Origin of the sequence: Serratia nevei (genome assembly GCF_024160145.1) — a bacterium.
GTDB lineage: Bacteria > Pseudomonadota > Gammaproteobacteria > Enterobacterales > Enterobacteriaceae > Serratia > Serratia nevei_A.
In genome coordinates this window covers 18,275-39,039 of record NZ_JAMYWQ010000033.1, presented here as the reverse complement: position 1 = coordinate 39,039, position 20,765 = coordinate 18,275, and the positions used below count along the sequence as shown (strand labels likewise).

The following is a 20,765-nucleotide window of genomic DNA, read 5'->3' as shown; positions in this document are numbered from 1 at the left end:
CCGAAGTTAACGGAATGTGATCTGCGCACATTTAAGTAAAATAATGGCGCACTTAGTGTTAAATAAATGTTTAATTATTGGGTGGTGGTAAATTTACCACCGATTAAGAAGCAATAAATAACCGATTATTAACTTTTATTTAACGCATTGGCATCATTTTGCTGGCGAGAAAGCAGAAAAAAATGCCGGCGCAGAGGCCGGCATTGAAGCATTTAATCGATGTGTGAACAAGATCACCTTTAAGGCGGATTACAGCACGCCCTGAGCCAGCATGGCGTCCGCGACCTTGACGAAACCGGCGATATTCGCGCCGTGCACGTAGTGGGTTTGCTTGCCTTCGCCGCCGTATTCTACGCAGGCGTGGTGAATATCGGCCATGATATGTTGTAAACGTACATCCACTTTCTCTGCTCGCCAGCCGATGCGCGCGGCGTTTTGCGCCATCTCCAGCCCCGAGGTGGCCACGCCGCCGGCGTTGGCCGCCTTGCCCGGCGCGAACAGCACGCCGGCGTCGAGGAAGGCGTCGGTGGCCTGAATGGTGGTCGGCATGTTGGCACCTTCCGCTACCGCCTTCACCCCGTTGTGGATCAGCGTCTGCGCCGCCTCGAGATCCAGTTCGTTCTGGGTGGCGCACGGCAGGGCGATATCCACCGGCACGTTCCACGGCTGCTGGCCCGCCAGATACGTCAGGCCGCGTTCGCGGGCGTAGTCCGCCACCCGGCCGTAGCGTTGGTTTTTGATCTCCGCCAGGTGCGCCAGCTTCTCGGTGGTGAAGCCGTCTTCGTCCACCAGGGTGCCGCCGGAATCTGACACGGTGATCACGCGCGCGTCCAGCTCCAGCGCTTTCTCGATGGTGTACTGCGCCACGTTGCCGGAGCCGGACACCGCCACCCGCATGCCCTCAAAGCCCAGGCCGTGGCGCTGCAGCATGGCGTCGGTAAAGTACACCAGGCCATAGCCGGTCGCCTCGGGGCGGATCAGGCTGCCGCCGAAGGAGAGGCCCTTGCCGGTAAATACGCAGGCGGTATTGTTGGACAATTTCTTCATCATGCCGGCCATAAAGCCGACTTCGCGGCCGCCGACGCCGATATCGCCGGCCGGCACGTCGGTGTCTGGGCCCAGATGGCGATACAGCTCGGTCATCAGCGCCTGGCAGAAGCGCATGATCTCGCCCTGGCTTTTGCCCTTCGGATCGAAATCGGAGCCGCCTTTGCCGCCGCCCATCGGCAGGGTGGTCAACGCGTTCTTGAAGGTCTGCTCAAAACCGAGGAACTTCAGGATCGACAGGTTTACCGACGGGTGGAAGCGCATGCCGCCCTTGTAGGGGCCGATGGCCGAGTTGAACTGTACGCGGAAGGCGCGGTTGACCTGCACCTGGCCGCGATCGTCCACCCAGCTGACGCGGAACTGAATGACGCGCTCGGGCTCCACCAGGCGCTCCAACAGCGCCTGTTCGCGATAGTGCGGGTTGCGTTCGATAAACGGCCACAGCGAGGTGAATACTTCGCGCACCGCCTGCAAATATTCCGGCTGGTGGGGGTTATGGCGTTGTAACGAGGACAGGAAAGACTCTACCGATACGGCATATTCCATGGATAACTCCTTTTCGCATTAAATTTCCCCCGCTATTTCTTATAGATATGGGTATAGGCGATGCCCGGGGGAGGATGTTGTGTCTTTAGCGACTATATCATCGGAGGGCGGTTGATTATCAAGCGATTAATCGGCGTGGCGGCATGAAAAACGCCCGCAGGGCGCGGGCGTTGGGCAGTTAAGTTAGCAAGTGCTTACTTTATTCGTCTTCTTCATCGCGCAGCGGCACGATCAGCATATCGATGTGCACGGTATTGATCAGCTGGCGGGCGGAAGACATCAGCTTGCTCCAGAAGTCCTGGTGGTGGCCGCACAGCACCAGGTCCATGTCGTATTTCTTGATGGCATCGACCAATACCTGCGCCAGATCGCCGCTGCCGCTCAGGGTCTCGGTGATCGGGTAGCCGGCGTTCTGCGACAGCTCGGTCAGCGCCTGATGGGTTTCCTCGGAGATGCGTTTTTGCATGTCGCCGAGATTGACGTCGATAAGGCCGGTATAGAGGTCGGAATAGTTGACATCGACGTGGATCAGAGAAACTTTAGCGTTGTACGGCCGCGCCATCGAGACGGCTTTTTCTACCAGGATTTTGCTTTCCGGGGATAGGTCCACCGCGATCAGTATGTGTTTGTAAGCCATAAGAATACTCCTTCCATAAACATGCCGATTAAAAAGGGTTAGCAGGCGTTCCGTTTACCCGCCTGGCGCTTTTGGTTCCATAGTATCATTCGGATAACGCAATGATATGTTGGGGCGATCACACTGCGCCGCATCGAAAATCTCTCCGCCCGATACCTTTCGTTGTACACCCGCGCGGCGTAAAAGCCTATGAATTATGCGGATGCCACCGGTCTGACCGCTTGAATTATAAGCGTTATTAAACAAAGTATAGCGCTAAATGTGCAATCAGCGCGCCAGATGCGGCTGCAGCAGGCTTTCAAACCACTCATGAAACACCGCCAGGCGGCGCGATCGCTGGCGGCGGTGGGGGTAGATCAGGGCGATCGGCATGGAGGCGGCGCGGTAACCGGGCAGGACTTCCACCAGTTCACCGGCGTCGAGCAGGTGTTGCACGTCGTAGCGCGGGATTTGCATCAGCCCCAGCCCGGCGCGGCAACAGGCGATATAACTTTCGGCGTTGTTGACTACCACCCGGCTGGGCAGTTCGAGCCGTTGCGTATGGCCGTCGTCGGCCAGGTATTCCCAGGGAAATTCGCGGCCGGTTTTGGGCGAGGCGTAGCCGATGCTCCAATGTCCCTTGGCGAGATCGCCGGGCTGGAGTGGATGACCGAATTCGTCCAGGTAAGCGGGGCTGGCGCAGTTGATCAGCGCGATATGACCGAGCGGGCGCATCACCAGGCTGCTGTCGTGCAGATCGCCGACGCGCACCGCGCAGTCGACCCCTTCCTGCACCAGATCGATGGCGCGATCGGCGGAGCCGAGCACCAGCTGCAGATGAGGGTGGCGCCGCAGCAGGCCGGGCAGCGCTGGCGCGATCAGCCGGCGGGCGATGCGGCTCGGCACGTCGACGCTGAGCCGGCCGGAGGCCTGGCGCTGGCTGGCCTGAAACGACTGATCGATGTCTTCCACCTCGGCCAGCAGCGGGCGCAGCCGCTCGAGCAGCTGTTCACCGTCGGCGGTCAGCCGCACCTGTCGCGTAGTGCGGTGCAGCAGGCGCACGCCCAGCTGCGTTTCCAGCTGTTGCACGGCGGCGGACACCGAGGCGCGCGGCACCTCCAGCGCATGGGCCGCCCGAATAAAGCTGCCCATCTCCGCCACCTGTATGAATACGCGGTATTGATTGAATCTGTCCATCTCGTTGACCTGCTGTTCCTTGGCGCCGTTTCTGACAGAGAGTGTAGCCGCATGGCGCGGTTGCGTGCGAGCAGGTGCGGGGGCATCTCCGCCCCGTCGGACTTATTTGGTGGTGTAGCCGCCGTTGATCAGGATGGTTTGGCCGGTTATCCACCAGCCGTCGCTGACCAGATGGCGGATGAACGGCACCACGTCTTCGATATCCGTCAGGCCGGTTTGGCTGAACGGCGACAGCGCCGCCGCCGTCTTGTGGTAGGCCACGGCGTCCGCGCCCTCCGCCGGGTAGAAGAACGGGGTGTCCATCGGGCCGGGGCCGACCGCCGTCACGGAGATGCCGCGTTCGCCGAACTCCTTGGCGGCGGCGCGGGTGAAGTGCTCCACCGGCGCTTTGGTGCCGGCGTAAGCGGCGTAAAATGGCGTGAAGGCGCCGAGCAGCGAGGTGACCAGCGTGCAGATTTTACCGTTGTCGTTGAGGTGTTTGCCCGCCTCTTTCAGGAAGAAGAACGCGGTTTTGGCGTTGACCGCCGTCATCTCGTCGTACTCGGCTTCGCTGATGTCGACCATCGGCTTTTTCAGCACTTTGCCGACGGTATTGATGGCGATATCCGGCTTGCCGACGGCGGCGACCGCATCGGCGAACAGCTTTTCGACCGCGCCCGCGGTGGTGAGATCGGCCTGCAGCGCGACGCCCTGCGCCCCGGCGGCCTGAATGGCGGCGACGGTTTTCTCCGCCTCGGCTTGGGAAGCGGCGCTGTTGTAGTGGATCACCACCGCTTTGGCGCCTTGTTCAGCCAAATCGCGTGCGATCAGCCCGCCGAGGTTTTTGGCGCCGCCGGCGATGAGGACGGTTTTTCCCTTGATTGAATGGTTTGCCATAACAGTTTCCTTGGATGAGCGTAACGGAAACCTGAGTCTAGCCAGCGTGGGGGGAAAGATCAGCGGCGTGGGGCGGGATAGACTATCCAGAAAAACCGACCAATCACCGGCCGGCGAGGAGCTGTTATCTCGCCCCGGCGGGGGCTTTCCAGCGCAGAGCGGTAAATTTTATCCACTGATCAGGCCAGTTTGCGTTTCATTAACCTACAATGATGGATATGGGCCTCATCATTTCCCCTCTGAGTGGAACCACGCTGTGCAAATCTCTCTGTGCGGTGCGGTAACGTCTCCGGAGGCGGTGGGTGATGGGCGTGGCCCGTGCAGGCAAAAAAGGGGATGAGAGCGGTAAGCTCCAGCAGAGTATCGGGTAATGAGGTAGGGCGGTTGGACCCGGCGGATGGCCGCGGATAACAACGCCTTGAGGGGGCAATCATGATCAGTACCGTCGCGCTGTTTTGGGCCTTATGTGTGGTGTGTGTGGTAAACATGGTGCGGTATTACTCTTCTCTGCGCGCGCTGCTGGTGGTATTGCGCGGCTGTGACCCGCTGCTGTACCAATACGTCGACGGCGGCGGTTTCTTCACCGCCCACGGGCAACCCAGCAAGCAGCTGAGGCTGGTGCGCTATATCTTCGCGCAACGCTATGTCGAGCACCACGATCCGGAGTTTATTCGCCGCTGCGAGCGGGTGCGCGGGCAGTTTATGCTGACCTCGGCCCTGTGCGGCCTGGTGGTCATCAGCCTGATAGCGCTGATGATTTGGTATTAATGCCTTCCTGTTTCCCTTGTTGCAGGCAAAAAAAGGTGGCCTTTCGGCCGCCTTTCTCATGATGCTTATCGCTTAGATCAGTTTCAGCGCCACCCAATACAGCGCACCGGAAAGCAGAATCGAGATGGGCAGGGTCAGTACCCAGGCCAACAGGATGTTCTTCACGGTTTTGCTCTGCACGCCGCCGCCGTCCACGATCATCGTCCCGGCAACCGCCGAAGAGAGGACGTGGGTGGTGGAGACCGGCATGCCGGTATAGCTCGCCACGCCGATCGACAGCGCTGCGGTCATCTGGGCCGACACGCCTTGGGCGTAGGTCATGCCTTTCTTGCCGATCTTCTCGCCGATGGTGGTAGCCACGCGTTTCCAACCCACCATGGTGCCGAGCGACAGTGCCAGCGCGACGGCGACGATGATCCACATCGGCGCGTACTCGACGGTCTGCAGCAGATCCTGACGCAGGTTCTTCAGGAAGCGCTGGTCGGCGGATGAGGTTTCCGGCAGCTTGGCGACTTTATCCGCCGTGTCGGTCACGCACATCAGCAGGCGGCGCAGGTGGCTGCGCTGCTCAACCGTCAGCTGGTCGTAGCTTTGCAGGTTGGTCAGCATCCCCTGAGCCAACTCGATCGCCGGCATGGCGCGCGAACTGTCGCAGTGGAACTCGGCCGGCTTGCCTGGTGCCGCGTCGTCATCCGGGCTTGGCACCAGCGGCGTCAGCGACACCGCATGCGACAGCGCGTCGCCGTGCTGTTGGTAATATTGCTGCAGGTGGGTCACGGCGTCACGCGTACGGGTGATGTCATAACCGGTTGCATTCATATTGACCACGAAGCCGGCCGGCGCAACGCCGATCAGCACCAGCATGATAAGGCCGATGCCTTTCTGGCCGTCGTTGGCGCCGTGCGAGAAGCTGACGCCAATCGCCGACAGGATCAGCGCGATACGGGTCCAGAACGGCGGCTTGCGTTTGCCGTCGACCTTTTCACGTTCCGCAGGGGTCATGTGGATACGCTGGCGTTTCTTGGTGCCACTCCAATAGCGGCGCAAGGCGAACACCATCACTCCCGCCACCATCATGCCGACCAGCGGCGAGAACAGCAGAGAAAGGAAAATACCAATCATTTTCGGGACGTTAAGCGCATCCACCACCGAAGTGTGGGTCATCAGGGCGTTGGTTAAACCGACACCGATGATGGCGCCTATCAGCGTATGGGAACTGGAGGCCGGCAGACCGAAATACCAGGTGCCGAGGTTCCAGATGATTGCCGCCAACAGCATGGAGAAGACCATGGCTAATCCGTGTGCTGAACTGACGTTCAACAACAGATCGGTAGGCAGCAAGTGGACGATGGCGTAAGCAACACTCAAACCGCCGAGCATTACGCCAAGAAAGTTGAACAAACCAGCCATCACGACCGCAAGTTGCGAGCGCATGGCGCGGGTATAAATAACTGTAGCGACCGCATTGGCCGTATCATGAAAACCGTTGATGGCTTCATAAAACAACACGAACAACAATGCGAGAATTAACATCAGGCCGGTATGGAAATCCAGGCCAGCGAACAAATGCAGCATAAGCGTTACGCCAGTTTGTGGACATGAACGCCGCGCATTATCAGTGACAACCGGGGCCGGGGAAAAGGAAAATATGACGTTTTTTTGATTTGGACATGACGAAATGATGGCGTGTCTATAACAAAAATATGAAATATCAACGCGTTATTCTCCTCTGACCTCTGTAATATTTTCTTACTATGGCGTTGGCGGCGCCGGGGCTTTACAATCTGCCGCCGTGAATTTGGCGGTGACCGGCGGCGAAACGGCGTAATATGGCGCTCTTTTGTCGCGATTGTGGTTTTGATAAGTGAGGCTCAGGTGGAACAGTTTGATGTCGTAGTGATTGGGGCGGGCGCTGCCGGCATGTTTTGCGCCGCGCAGGCGGGGCAACTCGGTTGCCGCGTGCTGCTGCTCGACAACGGCAAAAAACCGGGCCGCAAGATCCTGATGTCCGGCGGCGGGCGCTGCAACTTTACCAACATGTTCGCTGAACCGGCAGCCTACCTGTCGAACAACCCGCATTTTTGCAAATCGGCGCTGGCGCGCTACACCCAGTGGGACTTCATCGATCTGATCAACCGTTACGGCATCGCCTACCATGAAAAAACGCTGGGGCAGCTGTTCTGCGACGACTCGGCGCAGCAGGTGGTGGATCTGCTGGTCAAAGAGTGCGAGCTGGGCCAGGTGACGATGCGCCTGCGCAGCGAAGTGTTGGGCGTGGAGAAAACCGAACATGGCTACGCGCTGGCGCTGAATGGTGAAAAAGTAAGTGCTCGCTCACTTGTGGTGGCCAGCGGCGGTTTGTCCATGCCGGGGCTGGGCGCTTCGCCGTTCGGTTACAAGCTGGCGGAGCAGTTCGGCCTCAAGGTGCTGCCGACGCGCGCCGGGCTGGTACCTTTTACCCTGCATAAGCCGCTGCTGGAGCATGTGCAGATGCTGTCCGGCGTCTCGGTGCCGGCGGTGATCACCGCCGAAAACGGCGTCAGCTTCCGTGAAAGCATCCTGTTTACCCATCGCGGCCTGTCCGGCCCGGCGGTGCTGCAGCTGTCCAGCTATTGGCAACCGGGTGAGTATGTGAGCATTAACTTACTTCCTGAGCTTGACCTGACGGCCTTCCTCGATGAACAACGCCGGCAGCACCCGAACCAAAGCCTGAAAAACACCCTGGCGTTGCAACTGCCTAAACGGCTGGTGGAATGCTTGCAAACGTTGGGACAACTGCCGGAAGCCACGCTGAAGCAGCTGAATGCGCCGCAGCAGGCGGCGCTGGTAGATCTGCTGCAGAACTGGCGCGTGCAGCCGAACGGCACCGAAGGTTACCGCACGGCGGAAGTGACGCTCGGCGGCGTCGACACCCACGAGCTTTCCTCCAAGACGATGGAAGCCCACAAGGCGCCGGGGCTGTACTTTATCGGCGAAGTGGTGGACGTGACCGGGTGGTTGGGCGGCTACAACTTCCAGTGGGCGTGGAGTTCAGCCTGGGCCTGCGCGCAGGCGCTGGCGGCGAAGGGGCGCTGAGGGCGCCTTGGCAATCCGCGTTCAGCGCGTTGTCGTCGCACGGCTTGAGAAGGGTGTCGACCGGGCCAGCATGGCGGCGAGATGGTTTCTGGCCAGCGGTGCCAGTGGGATCGCCTGGCGATTAACGAGATCGAACCCTATCACTTCTTCAATTTTGGCCGAGGGCAGAAAGCGCGTCTTCTCGGTGCTCACCCTGAACATCTCGGCAACGAGCAGGTGCTCCGGTTCGTTCGCCGCCGTATCGGTAAAACGACCGATACTGCTCATCTCTCCGGCGGTAAAGTCGGCATTCAGCGCCTCTTTCAGTTCTCGGATCAGTGCCATGACCGCTTGTTCATGGGGGGCGATTTTACCGCCTGGTTGCATAAACCAGATCGTGTTGCGTTTTCTGAGCAGCAGTACCCGGCCTGCCGGATAGGTGATAACGGCCGCCGCGATATGTATTTCCTTCTGTTCTGACCTATTAATATCCGGGATATGAGATAGCGCTGGGGGCGGGCTTGCTCCAGATGAGACGTCCTATGGGAAAATGGTGCGGCTTTAAGGGGAAGCGTCAAGCCACGGCGCTGAGGAAGCTATTGAGGTAATTCCTATTTTTATGCGTCGTGTCAGTCACATATCGCTAAATAATAACGTATTTTTATTTCCCCCGAAAGTCTTGCCGGAAGTGGGTTGAAAGATGAATATTATTGGCAATATCTCTTTCTGCTCGCTTGGCATAACGTTTGGCGCCTTTATGATAGGGTTTTATTATTATTTCTCAGCATTTACGGATTCATGATAATTTTTCATTGTAATGAAATAAGGGTGTTATACGTAGCTGATGATCTTATGTGATATTTTTCAGCACCAAAATATTGCCAGAGGATTAAGGGGCGCATGACGGCAGCGTCTTACTCCGCCAAATTGGCCTGGTAAGCGTGCGGCAGGCGCATTCCGATGAGACGACGCACGGCTTAAAGTGAGGAGTGCCGATTCCTGGTATGGCTAATGAATGTTGGTGCTATTAATTTCATTAATTATCATTTTCTCGGTTTTGCTCGATAAATTTTATTAAAATCAGTTTGTGCTTTTGCCGGAATCTATCTATATATGATATACCCATTAAGAAAGTGTGTGATAATTTCCTGCTTGCGTACAGGGGGATTTTGGCCGCCGGATAGATGACGGAAGTGAATATATTCACATTGAATGCATTAAACGGGCTTTCTTTACCATTGATCTGATTTTACGAAAAGTTATCGGGGGAGTAGATGGATATCACGATAAATATTTATTCTTCGCTTAACCAGGTGTCGCAAGAAGAATATCATCGGCTGCATTCGCATAGAAAAGGCACGGTATTTTATGACTGGCGATTTTTGTTGGCGGCGGAGACATCCCCGTTATTGGCGGTAAAGAAAACCTATTATCTGGCGGCGTATTCACATGGCCGATTATTGGCGTTACTCCCTGTTTACCTGCAGGATTTGGCGGTAGTCGACCCTTTCAAACGCTTGGCCGAGCATGCGGATATTTATGATCAGGGCAATGATACCGGTTTATTCAGTCATATCATGCATTGCTATGACAGCATGATACCCAGCCGGCAGGCCTCGATTGAATTGCATGCGGCTTTGTTTAACCGGCTGCGTGAACTGGCCGAGGAAGAGGGCGCGCGTTATTTTGGCCTGCTGAACGTGCGCGATCCCGACTTGCGGCAACATGCCGATGCGTTGGGGCTGAACGTCAATTTCATGCTGGATCGCTGGTATATCGATTTGACGGAGTTCGATGATTTTGAACATTTTGTCGAGAAGCTGCCCGCCGATGGTCGGCGTGAAATGCGGCGACAATTGCGCAAATTCGACCCCAATCGTTGCACCTTGTCGATGCTTGCGCCGCCTTTTGATCAGCGTCTGGAGCAACTGACCGACCTGTGCCATCAAACGACCGCCCGCCTCGGCACTCCTCAGTACTTTCCGGCGGAACCGCTATCCCGTTTCAGTCGTTTATGCGGCGATCTTATCCGGCTTTCTCTGGTTGAACAGCAGGGGCAACTGGTCGGCGGGGTCATCTGTTTCGAACAGGAAGAGACGTTGCATATCTGGTCCGCCGGCATGCGTTACGATCTGGTGGAGTTCAGCCCCTATACGCTTGCCTTTGCTCAGGCTTATCGTTATGCGTTTGAAAACGGTTTCACTCGCGTTGAAGGCGGTCGGCTGAATGAGAAAATCAAGACCCGCCTGGGGTTCCGGCCCGAACCTTTGTACGCCATCACCAGCGATCGGCTGAATCCCGCGACCGTACAGTAATGAAACGGCCCAATCCCGTAATGGAGCGATCTATGCAAGATAATGCCTGCTGTGCCGATGATTATCGCCGTTTTGTCCACCAATTGTCTGGGCGTGTGCGATCGCGCTATCACCCGGAATATGCCGGATGGTTGCGTCAGTCCGCGGGAAGCCAGCCGGTGGTTCAGCGGTTGCCCGAGATGATCGTCCGCGCCGAAACGGTGGAAGATGTCATGGCAACCGTGCGTTTTGCCGCGCAATACCACCATCCTTTGAGCATCAAGATGGGAGAATGCCGCTACGGCCACGATTTTGTACGCGGCAACGGTATCTTTTTGGATATTTCCGCGTTGCGCGACTGTGTTCTTGATGCCGACAACGCGCTGGCGATGGTGGGGCCAGGGCTATCCTGCCGGGAGTTAAATCACCGCCTGGAAAAACAGGGGCTGACGTTTCCTATCGGTGATGAGGAACATGCCACGATCGGCGGATTTTTGCTCGCCGGGGGGATCGGGAGCCATTTACCTTCCAGGGAGCGAATGGGCGGGTTAAATATTGTTGCGGTAGATCTGGTCACGGCCGATGGCCAGTTGCACCGCGTCAGTGAAAGTGAACATTCACCGCTGTTTTGGGCCGCGCAGGGAGCGGGAACCAATGCTTTCTGCGTGATGGTGCGGTTCTACCTCAAGTGCTGCTCCTGACGGTCGTCCTTCAGGCTTATCAACTGCCATATCACGCGTGGAAACAGTTGTTGGAGAACATCGAGGGGACGCGTTTGCAAATCAAGACTGCGATTTTGCGTCAGGAAGAGCTTCCCCGACGTCTCTGCAATGGAACAGCATGCAAGAAGAGGAAGCCAGGGGAATAGGCCGGCGGAATCACGTTCACTGCGCCGGCTTTTTCCCCAGGCTGGCCGTTGACGTCGACCAGATCAACCATGGCCGCCCCGGCGCGCAGATGCGCCAGGCCCAAATCGGCCGCCGTTTGGCGATATCGCAGCCGACCAGCTGGGTATAAAAATGCAGGCTTTTCTGCATATCGCGCCTGCGCAAAACCACATGCTCGATAGCCTTCAGGCTGAAAGGGGGGCATCATTTTCTCCCTGAATCGCGGCGTTACTCATCAGCATAATCGGCAACGCCCGTTTATCCTGTTTCCGCCCCCTATTGCTGCCAGCGCCGCCGCTTATCGCAGGGCGGCCACGATCTCTTCCAACGCCGTGCGCTGCGCCTCGCCGAGCGCGCTCTCCGTCGCTGCATTCTCTGCCAGCAACGTTTGCAGGCCGATCAGCCAGTCATAGATATAAAACGCGGTGTTTTTGGTCGGCGTCGGCGCCAGCCGGGTTAACCGCTGCTGGCGGTTCCAGTCCACCGCCGGCTGCGGCGGCGGGGTAAAGATCGGCTGGCCGGGATTGACGCGGCTCTCGGGGCGCGTTGCCGCATCGCGCCGCTGGAAGCCGAGCCAGGCGACGAAGTCGCCCAGTAGCGCCAGCGCCTGGCTGATTTGCCGATCTTCGCTCTGTTCCGGCAGGCCCCCGGCGCACAGCGCGCGTTCCAGCTCATCATCGAGCCGCAGGCGGCAGGCGGCGCCGATCAGCGCATCGACCAGCAGTTCCAGGTGCGGCTTCTCGACGCCGAGCAGGTCCAGCAACCGGCGGCTGTCCGGCAGGCTGCGCAGATGGTTGATCCAATCCGCGAACACCCGTGCGGCAAAGGGCGATGCGGGGGGCTCGCCGGGCGCCGCGGCCTCCGGCGCGCCGAACAGATCGATGTCGAGCCCGAACGGCGCAGGCGTCGCTGCCGGGGCCGGCGCGGCGTGCTGCTGTTGCTGATAAAGCTGGCGCAGCGTATCGCGCTGGGGCAACAACCGCTCCAGCAGCTCGCCGTGGCGGCCGGCCTGCGCCTGCAACGCGCGCAGCAGCTCTTGGCCGCGCAGCTGCGCCGCGTGCGGATCGGCGGCGGTGAGCCAGTTGCCGAGCAGGCTTTCCGTTAGCTCGCGCTGCAACTCTTCGCGCTGTTCGAGCAGGCGCGCTTGCTTCTGGGCCGGGCGCGCCTGCGTGGCCAGGTAGCTCACCATGCGGCGGCAATCCTGTTCATCCAGCGCCAGCAGCGTGGCCCAGCTGTCGCCGGGTTCGCCGACCTGCCGCTGTACGGCGTCGTCGGGGCGCACCTTGCTTTCTCCGCGCTGATCGAACGGCGTGATCGCCCAGATCAGGCCGGGCTTGCGGCGCTGGCGCAGCGCCGGGGTTTCCCCCTGGGTTTGGTTGACCCAGCCAGCGAGCGCCTGGCCGACGCGGGCGGCGTCCTGCGGCGTGGCGGCGGCATCGGCCACCAGCAGCAGGCTGGCATGCAGGCCGTCCGCACAACGGGTCAGCAAATGGGCGCGTTTCGCCTGTTGCAGCCGCTGCGTCGGTTCCGCCTGCGGGCAGGCGCGGCTGCCGGGCAGGTCGATCAGCGCCACGTCGGCGGGCAGGCCCGTCTGCGCCGTTTGCGGCAGAACGGTGGTGACTTCGGCGGTCAGCCAGGTCAGATCGCTCAGCGCGATCTCCCGTTCCCCGCCGTGTTCGGCCATCACGACGATCGTCGCGTTTTCCGCTGCGGCGCTCGCGGTCAGCAGCGGCAAGGCGCGGTGCTGAGCATGCACCTGCCGGCTGCCGCCGAGGGCATGCAGCGTGTGTGCCAGCTGGCGATAACGCGCCGTCAGCGTCGCCTCTTCTCCCCACAGCGGCGCAAACAGGCGCGCGCGATCGTCGATGCTCAGCTGCGGCGCCAGCGCCACGGCCTGCGGCCAGAAATGTCTGTCCAGCGTCTGTTGCCCCTGGTCGCCGTGGCGGCGTTGGCTGTCCCACAGCGTCAGCACATCGCTGTCGCTGAGGCCGTCGAGGGCGACGGTTTGGCGGTGGCGCGCCAACGCTTGCAGATGGCCGGCGATCGCGCGGGCGTCCCAGTCCAGCCGGAAGCCGCCCATCGCGGCGGCATCGAGCGTGATGGCCAGCCACTGCGCTTCATCGAACAGCGCCAGGGCGAGAGGATACTCGGCGTACGGCGACGGCGCCGTAGCGCAGTAACGCACCGCCAGCGCGGCGTCTGCGTGCAGCCTTTCTGCGCCGGGGGCCAGCGCCGCCAGCAGGTGGGCCTTGGCGGTGGCGTTGTGGCCGTACAGGCCGATAGCGACCTGCTCAGGTTGCGCATTCGCCAATTGCAGCGCGCGGTTATGGCAACGGCGCAGGCGCAGCGTCAGGCGATCCGCCTCCTGTTCCAAACGGGTGGACTGCCGGCGCGCGGCGTCCACCCAGGCGATCGCCTGCAGAATGCCGGTGCTGAGTGCGTGGTTCGGGGCCGATTGGGCGGTAGTGGTAGCTTTCATCGTGGGTAAATGCTCCCGCTGTCTATCCAGTAGTGGGTCGCGCCGGAGGCGCTGGCAGCCAGGGTATTGAGTTTCAGTTGCAGGTGGTGCGCCGGGACGGGGCTGCCGTCGGCCAGCAACGCCTGCGCGATCCTGACGCTTTCGGCGCCCTGTTCGGCGCTGGCGGTAATGGCCAGCCGCAGGCTGATCACCGCGTCGCCGGCCAGTTTGCGCGCCAGCTGGGCGTCATTGATGGTCAGCGTATAGAGCGGCGAGGCCGGCCAGCGTTCGTTGTCCAGTTGGCGAAAGCCCAGGCGCAGCGGGCCGCGCAGCTGGAAGCTGCCGGCGGGGTCGAGCGCGAAGTCGGCGCGATCCAGATCGATGTCGCGGTAATAGACGTTATCGTCCGCCAGCATGTTGTTGCCGTCCAGCATGCCCAGATGGCGAATGGTGGAGTAGGGCTGGAAATCGCCGACGTTGAAGTAAAAACTCTCCAGGCGCAGGTCGATCGCCAACAGGCACAGCATGGCGCCCACCGCGGCGGTGGATTTCGGGTTGTCGATGCGGCCGCGTTTGTTGAACGGGTACCAGCTGCGGGTGTGGTAGCCTTCGAGCGGCAGAATGCGGCTGGCGGGCAGCGGCTGCAGATGGCGCAGCAGCGCCTGCACGCCGGGGAAACGCGCCGGGCGGCCGGTCAACAGCAGCACGTCGCAGGTGTACAGCGCCACCACCTCGGCCAGCAGGCGCAGGCAGCGGCCGATGCCGATGCGATCGGACAAGAAGGCGGCGTGCAGATCGGCCAGGCGGATCACCAGCGGGGTGTGCAGAATATCGAAAGCGTCGCTGTCGGCTTCGCGCTGCACCTCGCCGTTGATAAACGCCAGCACCTGCGGCGTCGGCGGCTGCGGCAGCAGATCGCCCAGGCTGGCGGCGATTTCCGCCCGGCTGTCCAGCGGATCGTATTCTTCATAGGCGCCGAGCAGCGCGCGTCCGGCGGGCATGAAAATTTGCAGCGCGGCCTGCTGACGCAGGGTGGAAAGCCCGTCCATGCGCCCTTCGTTGCCGAACAGCCTGTCCATCAACGCCGGGGCGGCGCTCACGCCGGCGGCTTCGAACGCCTGCTGCACGGCGGGCAGGATAAACTGCTGGATGGCGTCCAGCAGGATATCGTCGCCGGCGACTTTAAAGCCCTCGCGGAACAGCAGGCGCGGGTTGATTTTGATGTTGTTGCCCACGCCGTCGTCGAGCGAATAGTGCGTGATCGCCAGATCCGTGGTGCCGCCGCCGATGTCGATCGAGGCGATGCGCAGCGTTTTTCCCGCCTGCTCACCCGGCGCCAGCGGCCGGTCGGGCCGGGCCATGGCGGCGAAAAAGGCGTCGGTGCGGCCGGCGAAGTTCACCTGGGTTTCATTGTACAGATAGACCATCTGGCCGCAGGTGGCCTCGTCCCACTCCATCTGCACCTGCGGTGCCGGGAAGCGGGCGTGCGCGCCGTCGAACGGCGCATCCTGCGGGTGCCAGCCGAGGGCCTTCCACACCAGCCCGATCGCCTCCTGCATGCGGCGGCGGAAGATCTCGCGCTCCGGCTTCGGCATGGCCGAAGGCAGCGTCAGAATGATGGCGCGCAAACGGCGCGGCGCGGCGGCGTTTGGCATGCGGCTGCGCTGGGCGATGCTGTTGATCTGCATCAGCGCCTGCGCCAGCAGCTCGCTCAGCATCAGCGTCATCACCGCGCTGCGGCTGTAATGGGCGGCGAACACCGGCAGCCGTTGCGCCGTCGGCAGGGCGGACAGCGGCACGCCTTCGTCGTTGATCAGGGTGGTCAACGGCGCGGCGGCGGCCATCGGCTCGTGCCGCTCGTTGAAGCGCCAGCCGGGCGCATAGCGCTCCTCGTCCCACAGGTAGCGGCGCGGGCTGGAAATGCCGGTGGTGCCTTCATGGCCCGTTCGCCGCTGCGCCAGCTGCGCGGCTTCGCGGCCGACGCGGGTGATGGACGGCCACTGGAAGGCATCGTCGCGCCCGCTCTGGAACGACAGATGCGGCTTGCCGAAGCCGGCCTGAGAAAACTCGACCCGGCTCTCGAACAGTTCGTTGTAGACGCGGTGCGGTTCGGACAGCGAGCGCAGCTGCAGCTCGTAGGTTTGCTTCAGGCCGTTGCTCTCTTCCGGGTGGTCTTCGACCAGCACGCCGCAGGTGTGCGAGTTGCCGACGTCCAGCACCAGATCGACGTCGATCGCCGGTTGCTGCAGCGTCGCCGCCACCATCTTTATCTGCGGCACCGTCAGCTGATGGCCGAGCATGTGCAGCAGGTTAAGGTAGTGCGCCTGATACTCGAAGGTTTTCAGCCCGGCGTTGATCTCCGCCTCGGCGCGCTGCTCCCGCTCGGCGGCGCGCTGGCTGAACGCTTCGCGCAGCCAGCCGTCGACCCAGGTCAGATCGAGAAACTCGCCCAGCTCGTGGTTGCGGTGAGCCAGTGCGAAACGGAGATCGGTGCCGAGATCGCTTTCGCCCGGTGCCAGCGCCTCTTGGCCGGGCGCGGCGGCGCGGGTGTCGAAGGCCAGTACCACGCGCAGCAGGTTGCCGTCCTGATCCGGTTCATCCAGCTGCACCACCTGCAGACGCGCCCAGTTGTCCGGGCCCGACAAAAACAGGCCCGCCGGGGTGTGGCGCAAGACGGGCAGCGGCAGCCAGAGCTTATCCAGCAGGCGCAGCGACTGCTGCAACGGATAGCTGAACTCCGGCCGCACCACTTCGGCGGCCTCGCCGCCCGCGGCCGGCAGCTGGTATTTGCCGCTCTCGGCCTCCCATTGCAGCCGCAGCAGCGGGCCGCTGGCGGTCTTGCGCACGAATTTGCCGGGAAACTCGGTGTCCAGCCGCGGCGTCAGGGCAAAGTCCAGAAACTGAATGCCGCTGTCCTGAATCAGCGTAATGCCGTGTTTGTAGTCCGTAAGGGGTGCCAGCATCATTTACTCTCGCGCTTGAACGTCATGGGATAGGTAGTGTCCGCATCGTAGCGACCGGTGCACTCCGCCGCGCCGGTTTCGCCCTGGCGGCAGACGATTTCCGGGAGCTGGTAGCGGCTGCCGTCGCTGCAGCGTGCCTTGGTGCGGCTGTTGATCACCAGATTGCCGGACTGCATCAGCCCGGCTTCGACCGCCACCCGGCAGCTGACGCCGTCGCCGTAGGCGATGACGGCGCTGCCTTTGCCGCCGTTCAGGCGGTATTGCAGGCTGGGGCGTTTGCCGGTGATCGGATCTTTCAGCGCCACCGTGGCGCGCCATTTGCCGTTAAGGAAACGGGTGGAGCCGGCCTTCACCGCCTCGGGCGGCAGCACCAGCGCATTTTTGTCCGCCGGCTGCGGGATGACCGGCGCCGGTGGCGGCGGCATCAGCGTCGCGTGCGCCAGCGGCAAGCGCAGCTTGGGCAACGGCGCGGCTGCCTTCACCGGCGGCGCCGGATGCTGGACCTCCGTCGGCATTGCCGGTTGCGGCGGCGGCGAGCGGTGCAGCCAGGCGGCCAGCGCCGCACTGCCTAGCAGCAGTACGGGCAAGAGCCAGAGCACGTGGCGCCGGCGCGGGCGAACGACGGCGAGGGATGCGACGGATACCGCCGGGGCGGGCACCGGTTCAGGCTCGGCGGCCGGTTTTACCGGCTCGACAACGGCCGGCTTGCGCGGGGCGGCGATCGGCGCCGGTTTTTCCACTTCCGCTTCGACCGGGCGCAGGCAGGCCAACGGATCGTCCGGGCTCTGCGCCTGCGGCTTGATAAAGCCCCAGAAGGTCAGCACCGGCCGGTCGTCCACCAGGTAAACGTGGTTGGGATCGGGCATGTGCATCGCTTTGGCCAGCAGCGCGCCGAACAGGCGATGGCTGGGGTGATCGGTCGCCTGGGCCTGTTCCGTCAGGCTGCGCAAGGTCGTCAGGCAGTGTTCCAGATGGCGCACCGCCTGCGCGCGCTGGGCATCGCTCGCCGCCAGCCAGGAGGTGACCTTGCCGGGGAAGGGCGCATACCAGTCGATGCGGGTGCCGCTTTCGTTCGGCTGGGGGATCGCCAGACAGTCGGCGGCCTGCTGCTGCCGGCGAAGACGCAGGGTTTCCCGCAGCTGCTGGGCGCAGGCGTAGACCGGTTGCCCGTTTTCGCCTAAAGCCAGCACATCATCCAAACTGCCACTGCGTAAGAAGGGTTTCACCACGGCACCGCACCTTGTCCTGTTCTGCAAAAACGCATAAAAGTCCATGATACCCCGCAGGTGGAGCTGCCAAACGGCCAAGGACAGCCCGAAAAACGCCCTTCTTTGGCGTTAGCGGCGCGCTTTGCTAACCGGCACAGTGAAAATTTCGCTATCTGGACCTGTTTGTGAACCGCTTTATCTGAAAAATAGAACCTAGCCCCGGCAAACGACGCCGGGGAACGATGTTCTCTTTCACTATGACATCGCCTCGCGGGTTGCCGATTTCGGTATGCCTCAGGCGTGCGGAGCGTTCACATGACGGACAGTCAGTCTGAAAAAACTCTCGTTGTTCCCCCTGCACATCCCGCCGCCGGGCATTCGGCTCAGGGCTGGATGAACGGCTTCCTCGGCATGATGATCTTCAGCGGCTCGCTGCCCGCCACGCGGGTGGCGGTGCTGGAGCTCGATCCGCTGTTTCTGACGGCGGTCAGGGCGGCGATCGCCGCCTTGCTGGCCCTGTGTGCGCTGCTGATCACCCGGCAGGCGCGGCCGACGCGGGCCGATTTGCCGCCGCTGCTGTTTGTGGCGCTCGGCGTGGTCATCGGTTTTCCGCTGCTGACGGCGCTGGCGCTGCAGCACACCACGTCGGCGCATTCGCTGGTGTACATCGGCCTGCTGCCGCTGGCGACCGCCGGTTTTGGCGTCTTGCGCGGCGGAGAACGGCCCAAGCCCGCTTTTTGGGCTTTTTCAGGCGTCGGCGCCGTGCTGGTGGGCGCTTTCGCGTTGAGCCAGGGGAGCGGCGGTGCCTGGCAAGGGGATGCGCTGATGGTCGGGGCGGTGTTGCTGTGCGGCCTGGGTTATGCCGAAGGGGCGGTGCTGTCGCGCCGGATCGGCGGCTGGCAGGTGATCTCCTGGGCGCTGGTGGTGGCGTTGCCGTTGACGCTGGCGGCCACCTGGCTGGCGACGCCGGCCGGTTGGCCTGCGATCAGCGGTGCCGCCTGGCTGTCGCTGGTTTACGTCTCGGTGTTCAGCATGTGGATTGGGTTTATTTTCTGGTATCGCGGCCTGGCGCAAGGCGGCATCGCCGCCGTCGGACAGTTGCAGCTGCTGCAGCCGTTCTTTGGCCTGGCGCTGGCGGGCTGGCTGCTGCATGAGACCGTGCAGCCGATGATGATCGCCGTGATGGCCGGCGTGGTGGTGTGCGTGTTCGGCGCCAAGCGTTTTTCCCGCTAGGCGCCGCTACCGGCGCAGGCCTGGATCACCTGTCCGAGCCGTTCCACCGCCTGTTGCACCTGGCGATCGGCGTAACCGCCCAATCCCAGCACCAGACCCGGCTCACCGTGGCCGGGCGCATACATCGGCGACACCGCCCGCAGCGCCAATCCGGCTTCGTTGGCGCATTGGGCGACCCGCACGTCATCGAGATCTTTCCTCAGCCACAGCACCATGTGCATGCCCTGATCGCAGGGCTGCACTACCGCCAGCTCAGCGGGAATATGCGTGTTGATCGCCTCGATCAGCACCCGGCGTTTCTCGGCGTAGACGCCGCGCATTTTGCGGATATGCCGGTCGAGATACCCTTCGGCGATAAAGGCGGCCAGCACGTGTTGATCTGCGCTGGGCGGATGGCGATCCATCAGGATCCTGGCGCCGCAAAACGCGTCGACCAGCGGCGGCGGCACGATGGCGTAACCCAGCCGCAATGACGGGAACAGCACCTTGCTGAAGGTGCCGAGATAGAGCGTCCGTTCGGGTGCCAGCCCTTGCAGCGAGGGGAACGGATGACCGGCGTAGCGCATCTCGCTGTCGTAATCATCCTCCACGATCCAGGCCTGCCGCTCTCTGGCCCAGGCCAGCAGGGCGCTTCTTTTCGCCATGCTCATCGGCATGCCCAGCGGATATTGATGCGACGGCGTGACAAAGGCGGCGCGGGCGTCGGCGGCCAGACGGATGCCGGCGGCGACGTCGATGCCGTCGTCGGCGACGGGCACCCTGACCATGCGGCGGTCGCGAAACAGGCTGTCGAAAATGGCGGTAATGCCGGCGTAGGCGGGGTCTTCCACCCAGGCGCTGTCGCCGGCGTCCAGCAGGATCTGCGCGGCCAGATACAACCCCTGCTGGGTGCCGGAGGTAATGAGGATTTGCTGCGGCGTGCAGTTCACGGAGCGGGAACGCCGCACATAGTCGCAGATGGCTTCGCGTAGCGGCAATGCGCCCAGAGGATCGCCATAGCCCGAAGGCGCGCCGGGGCCGCGTGCCCGGATGCGGTTGCCGAGCCGCCGCCAGACATCGTCGGGCGCGGTATCGCCGATCGGCACCGAGACGGTGAACGGCACCGGCGGCAGCGCCCGTGCCTGGGCGGCAAAGCGTGCCAGATGCTGCGCCTGTGAAGAAAGAGGAACCGCTACCGCCGAACTCGCCTGCGCGTTGGCGTGCGGCGTGCGGCGCGCCGCCTGATAGTGAGCGATCCGGGTGCCCGAGCCGGGCTGCGGTTCGAGAAAACCTTCCGCCGTCAGTTGAGCAAACGCCTCCAATACCGTGCCGCGTGCCAGATCCAGCGCCGCCGACAGCCGGCGCGTCGAGGGCAGCAGATCGCCCGCTTTCAGCTCGCCCCGGTGGATGGCCTGGCGCAGGGCCTGCGCCAGCTGGTGGCTAAGCCGGCCCGCCAGGCGATCGAGCTCGCCGATGGCGGGGACGTCAACGACTTTGGCTGTTCTGGGCATGCATTCCGGCTCGCTTGATAGGGCAAAAATGAGCATTCAGAGTAAACCACTCTTGCCCTGTTGGCTAATGCGCTGCGCAAGATTGAAAAAACAACGCGCGCCCGGCGCTGCGGCGCTTATGCTTTTGG

Annotated in this window: 16 protein-coding genes; 5 read left to right on the top strand and 11 right to left on the bottom strand. The window is 62.0% G+C overall.

Annotation, left to right across the window (positions count from 1 at the left end; genetic code table 11):
* Positions 1-249: 249 nt before the first annotated feature.
* The 4 genes from gdhA to M6G53_RS19540 form a co-directional block, all read right to left on the bottom strand.
* Positions 250-1,593, bottom strand: a complete 1,344-nt coding sequence (gdhA, locus tag M6G53_RS19555) for an NADP-specific glutamate dehydrogenase (protein WP_253333910.1) — start codon at positions 1,591-1,593, stop codon at positions 250-252.
* A 199-nt stretch (positions 1,594-1,792) separates the two neighbouring features.
* The gene (gene uspA, locus M6G53_RS19550; protein WP_004930988.1) at positions 1,793-2,230 is read right to left on the bottom strand and encodes a universal stress protein UspA; all 438 of its coding nucleotides are present in this window, start codon (positions 2,228-2,230) and stop codon (positions 1,793-1,795) included.
* Positions 2,231-2,497: 267 nt separating this feature from the next.
* Entirely contained in the window at positions 2,498-3,406 is a 909-nt protein-coding gene (locus M6G53_RS19545; protein ID WP_253333908.1) for a LysR family transcriptional regulator, read from the bottom strand.
* A gap of 102 nt (positions 3,407-3,508) precedes the next feature.
* Entirely contained in the window at positions 3,509-4,282 is a 774-nt protein-coding gene (locus M6G53_RS19540) for an SDR family oxidoreductase (RefSeq protein ID WP_253333906.1), read from the bottom strand.
* A 432-nt stretch (positions 4,283-4,714) separates the two neighbouring features.
* On the opposite strand from M6G53_RS19540, the gene uspB reads away from it, so the two are divergent.
* Entirely contained in the window at positions 4,715-5,050 is a 336-nt protein-coding gene (gene uspB / locus M6G53_RS19535) for a universal stress protein UspB (RefSeq protein ID WP_016930435.1), read from the top strand.
* 72 nt (positions 5,051-5,122) lie between these two features.
* On the opposite strand, the gene pitA is transcribed toward uspB, so the two are convergent.
* Positions 5,123-6,625: an inorganic phosphate transporter PitA gene (gene pitA, locus M6G53_RS19530; RefSeq protein WP_094141593.1), complete on the bottom strand. Its 1,503-nt coding sequence runs from the start codon at positions 6,623-6,625 to the stop codon at positions 5,123-5,125.
* 300 nt (positions 6,626-6,925) lie between these two features.
* Here pitA and M6G53_RS19525 point away from each other — a divergent pair, with 300 nt between their 5' ends.
* Complete coding sequence (locus M6G53_RS19525) at positions 6,926-8,125, top strand: BaiN/RdsA family NAD(P)/FAD-dependent oxidoreductase (protein ID WP_253333904.1); 1,200 nt, start codon at positions 6,926-6,928, stop codon at positions 8,123-8,125.
* 21 nt (positions 8,126-8,146) lie between these two features.
* Here M6G53_RS19525 and M6G53_RS19520 read toward each other — a convergent pair whose 3' ends face one another.
* Positions 8,147-8,563 carry an NUDIX hydrolase gene (locus tag M6G53_RS19520; protein WP_436286538.1) on the bottom strand — a complete coding sequence of 139 codons (417 nt, stop codon included), beginning with the start codon at positions 8,561-8,563 and terminating at the stop codon, positions 8,147-8,149.
* An 815-nt stretch (positions 8,564-9,378) separates the two neighbouring features.
* Here M6G53_RS19520 and M6G53_RS19515 point away from each other — a divergent pair.
* Together M6G53_RS19515 and M6G53_RS19510 are read left to right on the top strand one after the other, a co-directional pair.
* Positions 9,379-10,419, top strand: coding sequence for a GNAT family N-acetyltransferase (locus M6G53_RS19515; RefSeq protein ID WP_253333901.1), 1,041 nt, complete (start codon positions 9,379-9,381; stop codon positions 10,417-10,419).
* A 32-nt stretch (positions 10,420-10,451) separates the two neighbouring features.
* Complete coding sequence (locus tag M6G53_RS19510) at positions 10,452-11,099, top strand: FAD-binding oxidoreductase (protein ID WP_253333899.1); 648 nt, start codon at positions 10,452-10,454, stop codon at positions 11,097-11,099.
* A gap of 183 nt (positions 11,100-11,282) precedes the next feature.
* On the opposite strand, the gene M6G53_RS19505 is transcribed toward M6G53_RS19510, so the two are convergent.
* The 4 genes from M6G53_RS19505 to M6G53_RS19490 all read right to left on the bottom strand — a co-directional run bounded on the left by M6G53_RS19505 (position 11,283) and on the right by M6G53_RS19490 (position 17,935).
* Positions 11,283-11,435 (bottom strand): hypothetical protein, encoded by a 153-nt coding sequence (locus M6G53_RS19505; protein WP_253333898.1) that lies wholly within the window; start codon positions 11,433-11,435, stop codon positions 11,283-11,285.
* A gap of 148 nt (positions 11,436-11,583) precedes the next feature.
* Positions 11,584-13,764, bottom strand: a complete 2,181-nt coding sequence (locus M6G53_RS19500; RefSeq protein WP_253333896.1) for a virulence factor SrfC family protein — start codon at positions 13,762-13,764, stop codon at positions 11,584-11,586.
* A complete protein-coding gene (locus M6G53_RS19495) occupies positions 13,761-16,706 on the bottom strand; it encodes a virulence factor SrfB (protein ID WP_253333894.1) in 2,946 nt (981 codons plus the stop codon). Before M6G53_RS19495 ends, M6G53_RS19500 begins: the two co-directional genes overlap by 4 nt.
* Positions 16,706-17,935 carry an SrfA family protein gene (locus M6G53_RS19490; protein ID WP_253333892.1) on the bottom strand — a complete coding sequence of 410 codons (1,230 nt, stop codon included), beginning with the start codon at positions 17,933-17,935 and terminating at the stop codon, positions 16,706-16,708. The genes M6G53_RS19495 and M6G53_RS19490 overlap by 1 nt, the downstream gene beginning before the upstream one ends.
* 372 nt (positions 17,936-18,307) lie before the next feature.
* Here M6G53_RS19490 and M6G53_RS19485 point away from each other — a divergent pair, with 372 nt between their 5' ends.
* Positions 18,308-19,147 (top strand): DMT family transporter, encoded by an 840-nt coding sequence (locus M6G53_RS19485; protein ID WP_253333932.1) that lies wholly within the window; start codon positions 18,308-18,310, stop codon positions 19,145-19,147.
* Here M6G53_RS19485 and pdxR read toward each other — a convergent pair.
* Positions 19,144-20,637, bottom strand: coding sequence for a MocR-like pyridoxine biosynthesis transcription factor PdxR (gene pdxR / locus M6G53_RS19480; protein ID WP_253333890.1), 1,494 nt, complete (start codon positions 20,635-20,637; stop codon positions 19,144-19,146). The two genes, M6G53_RS19485 and pdxR, sit on opposite strands and share 4 nt — an antisense overlap.
* Between the last annotated feature and the right edge of the window lie 128 nt (positions 20,638-20,765).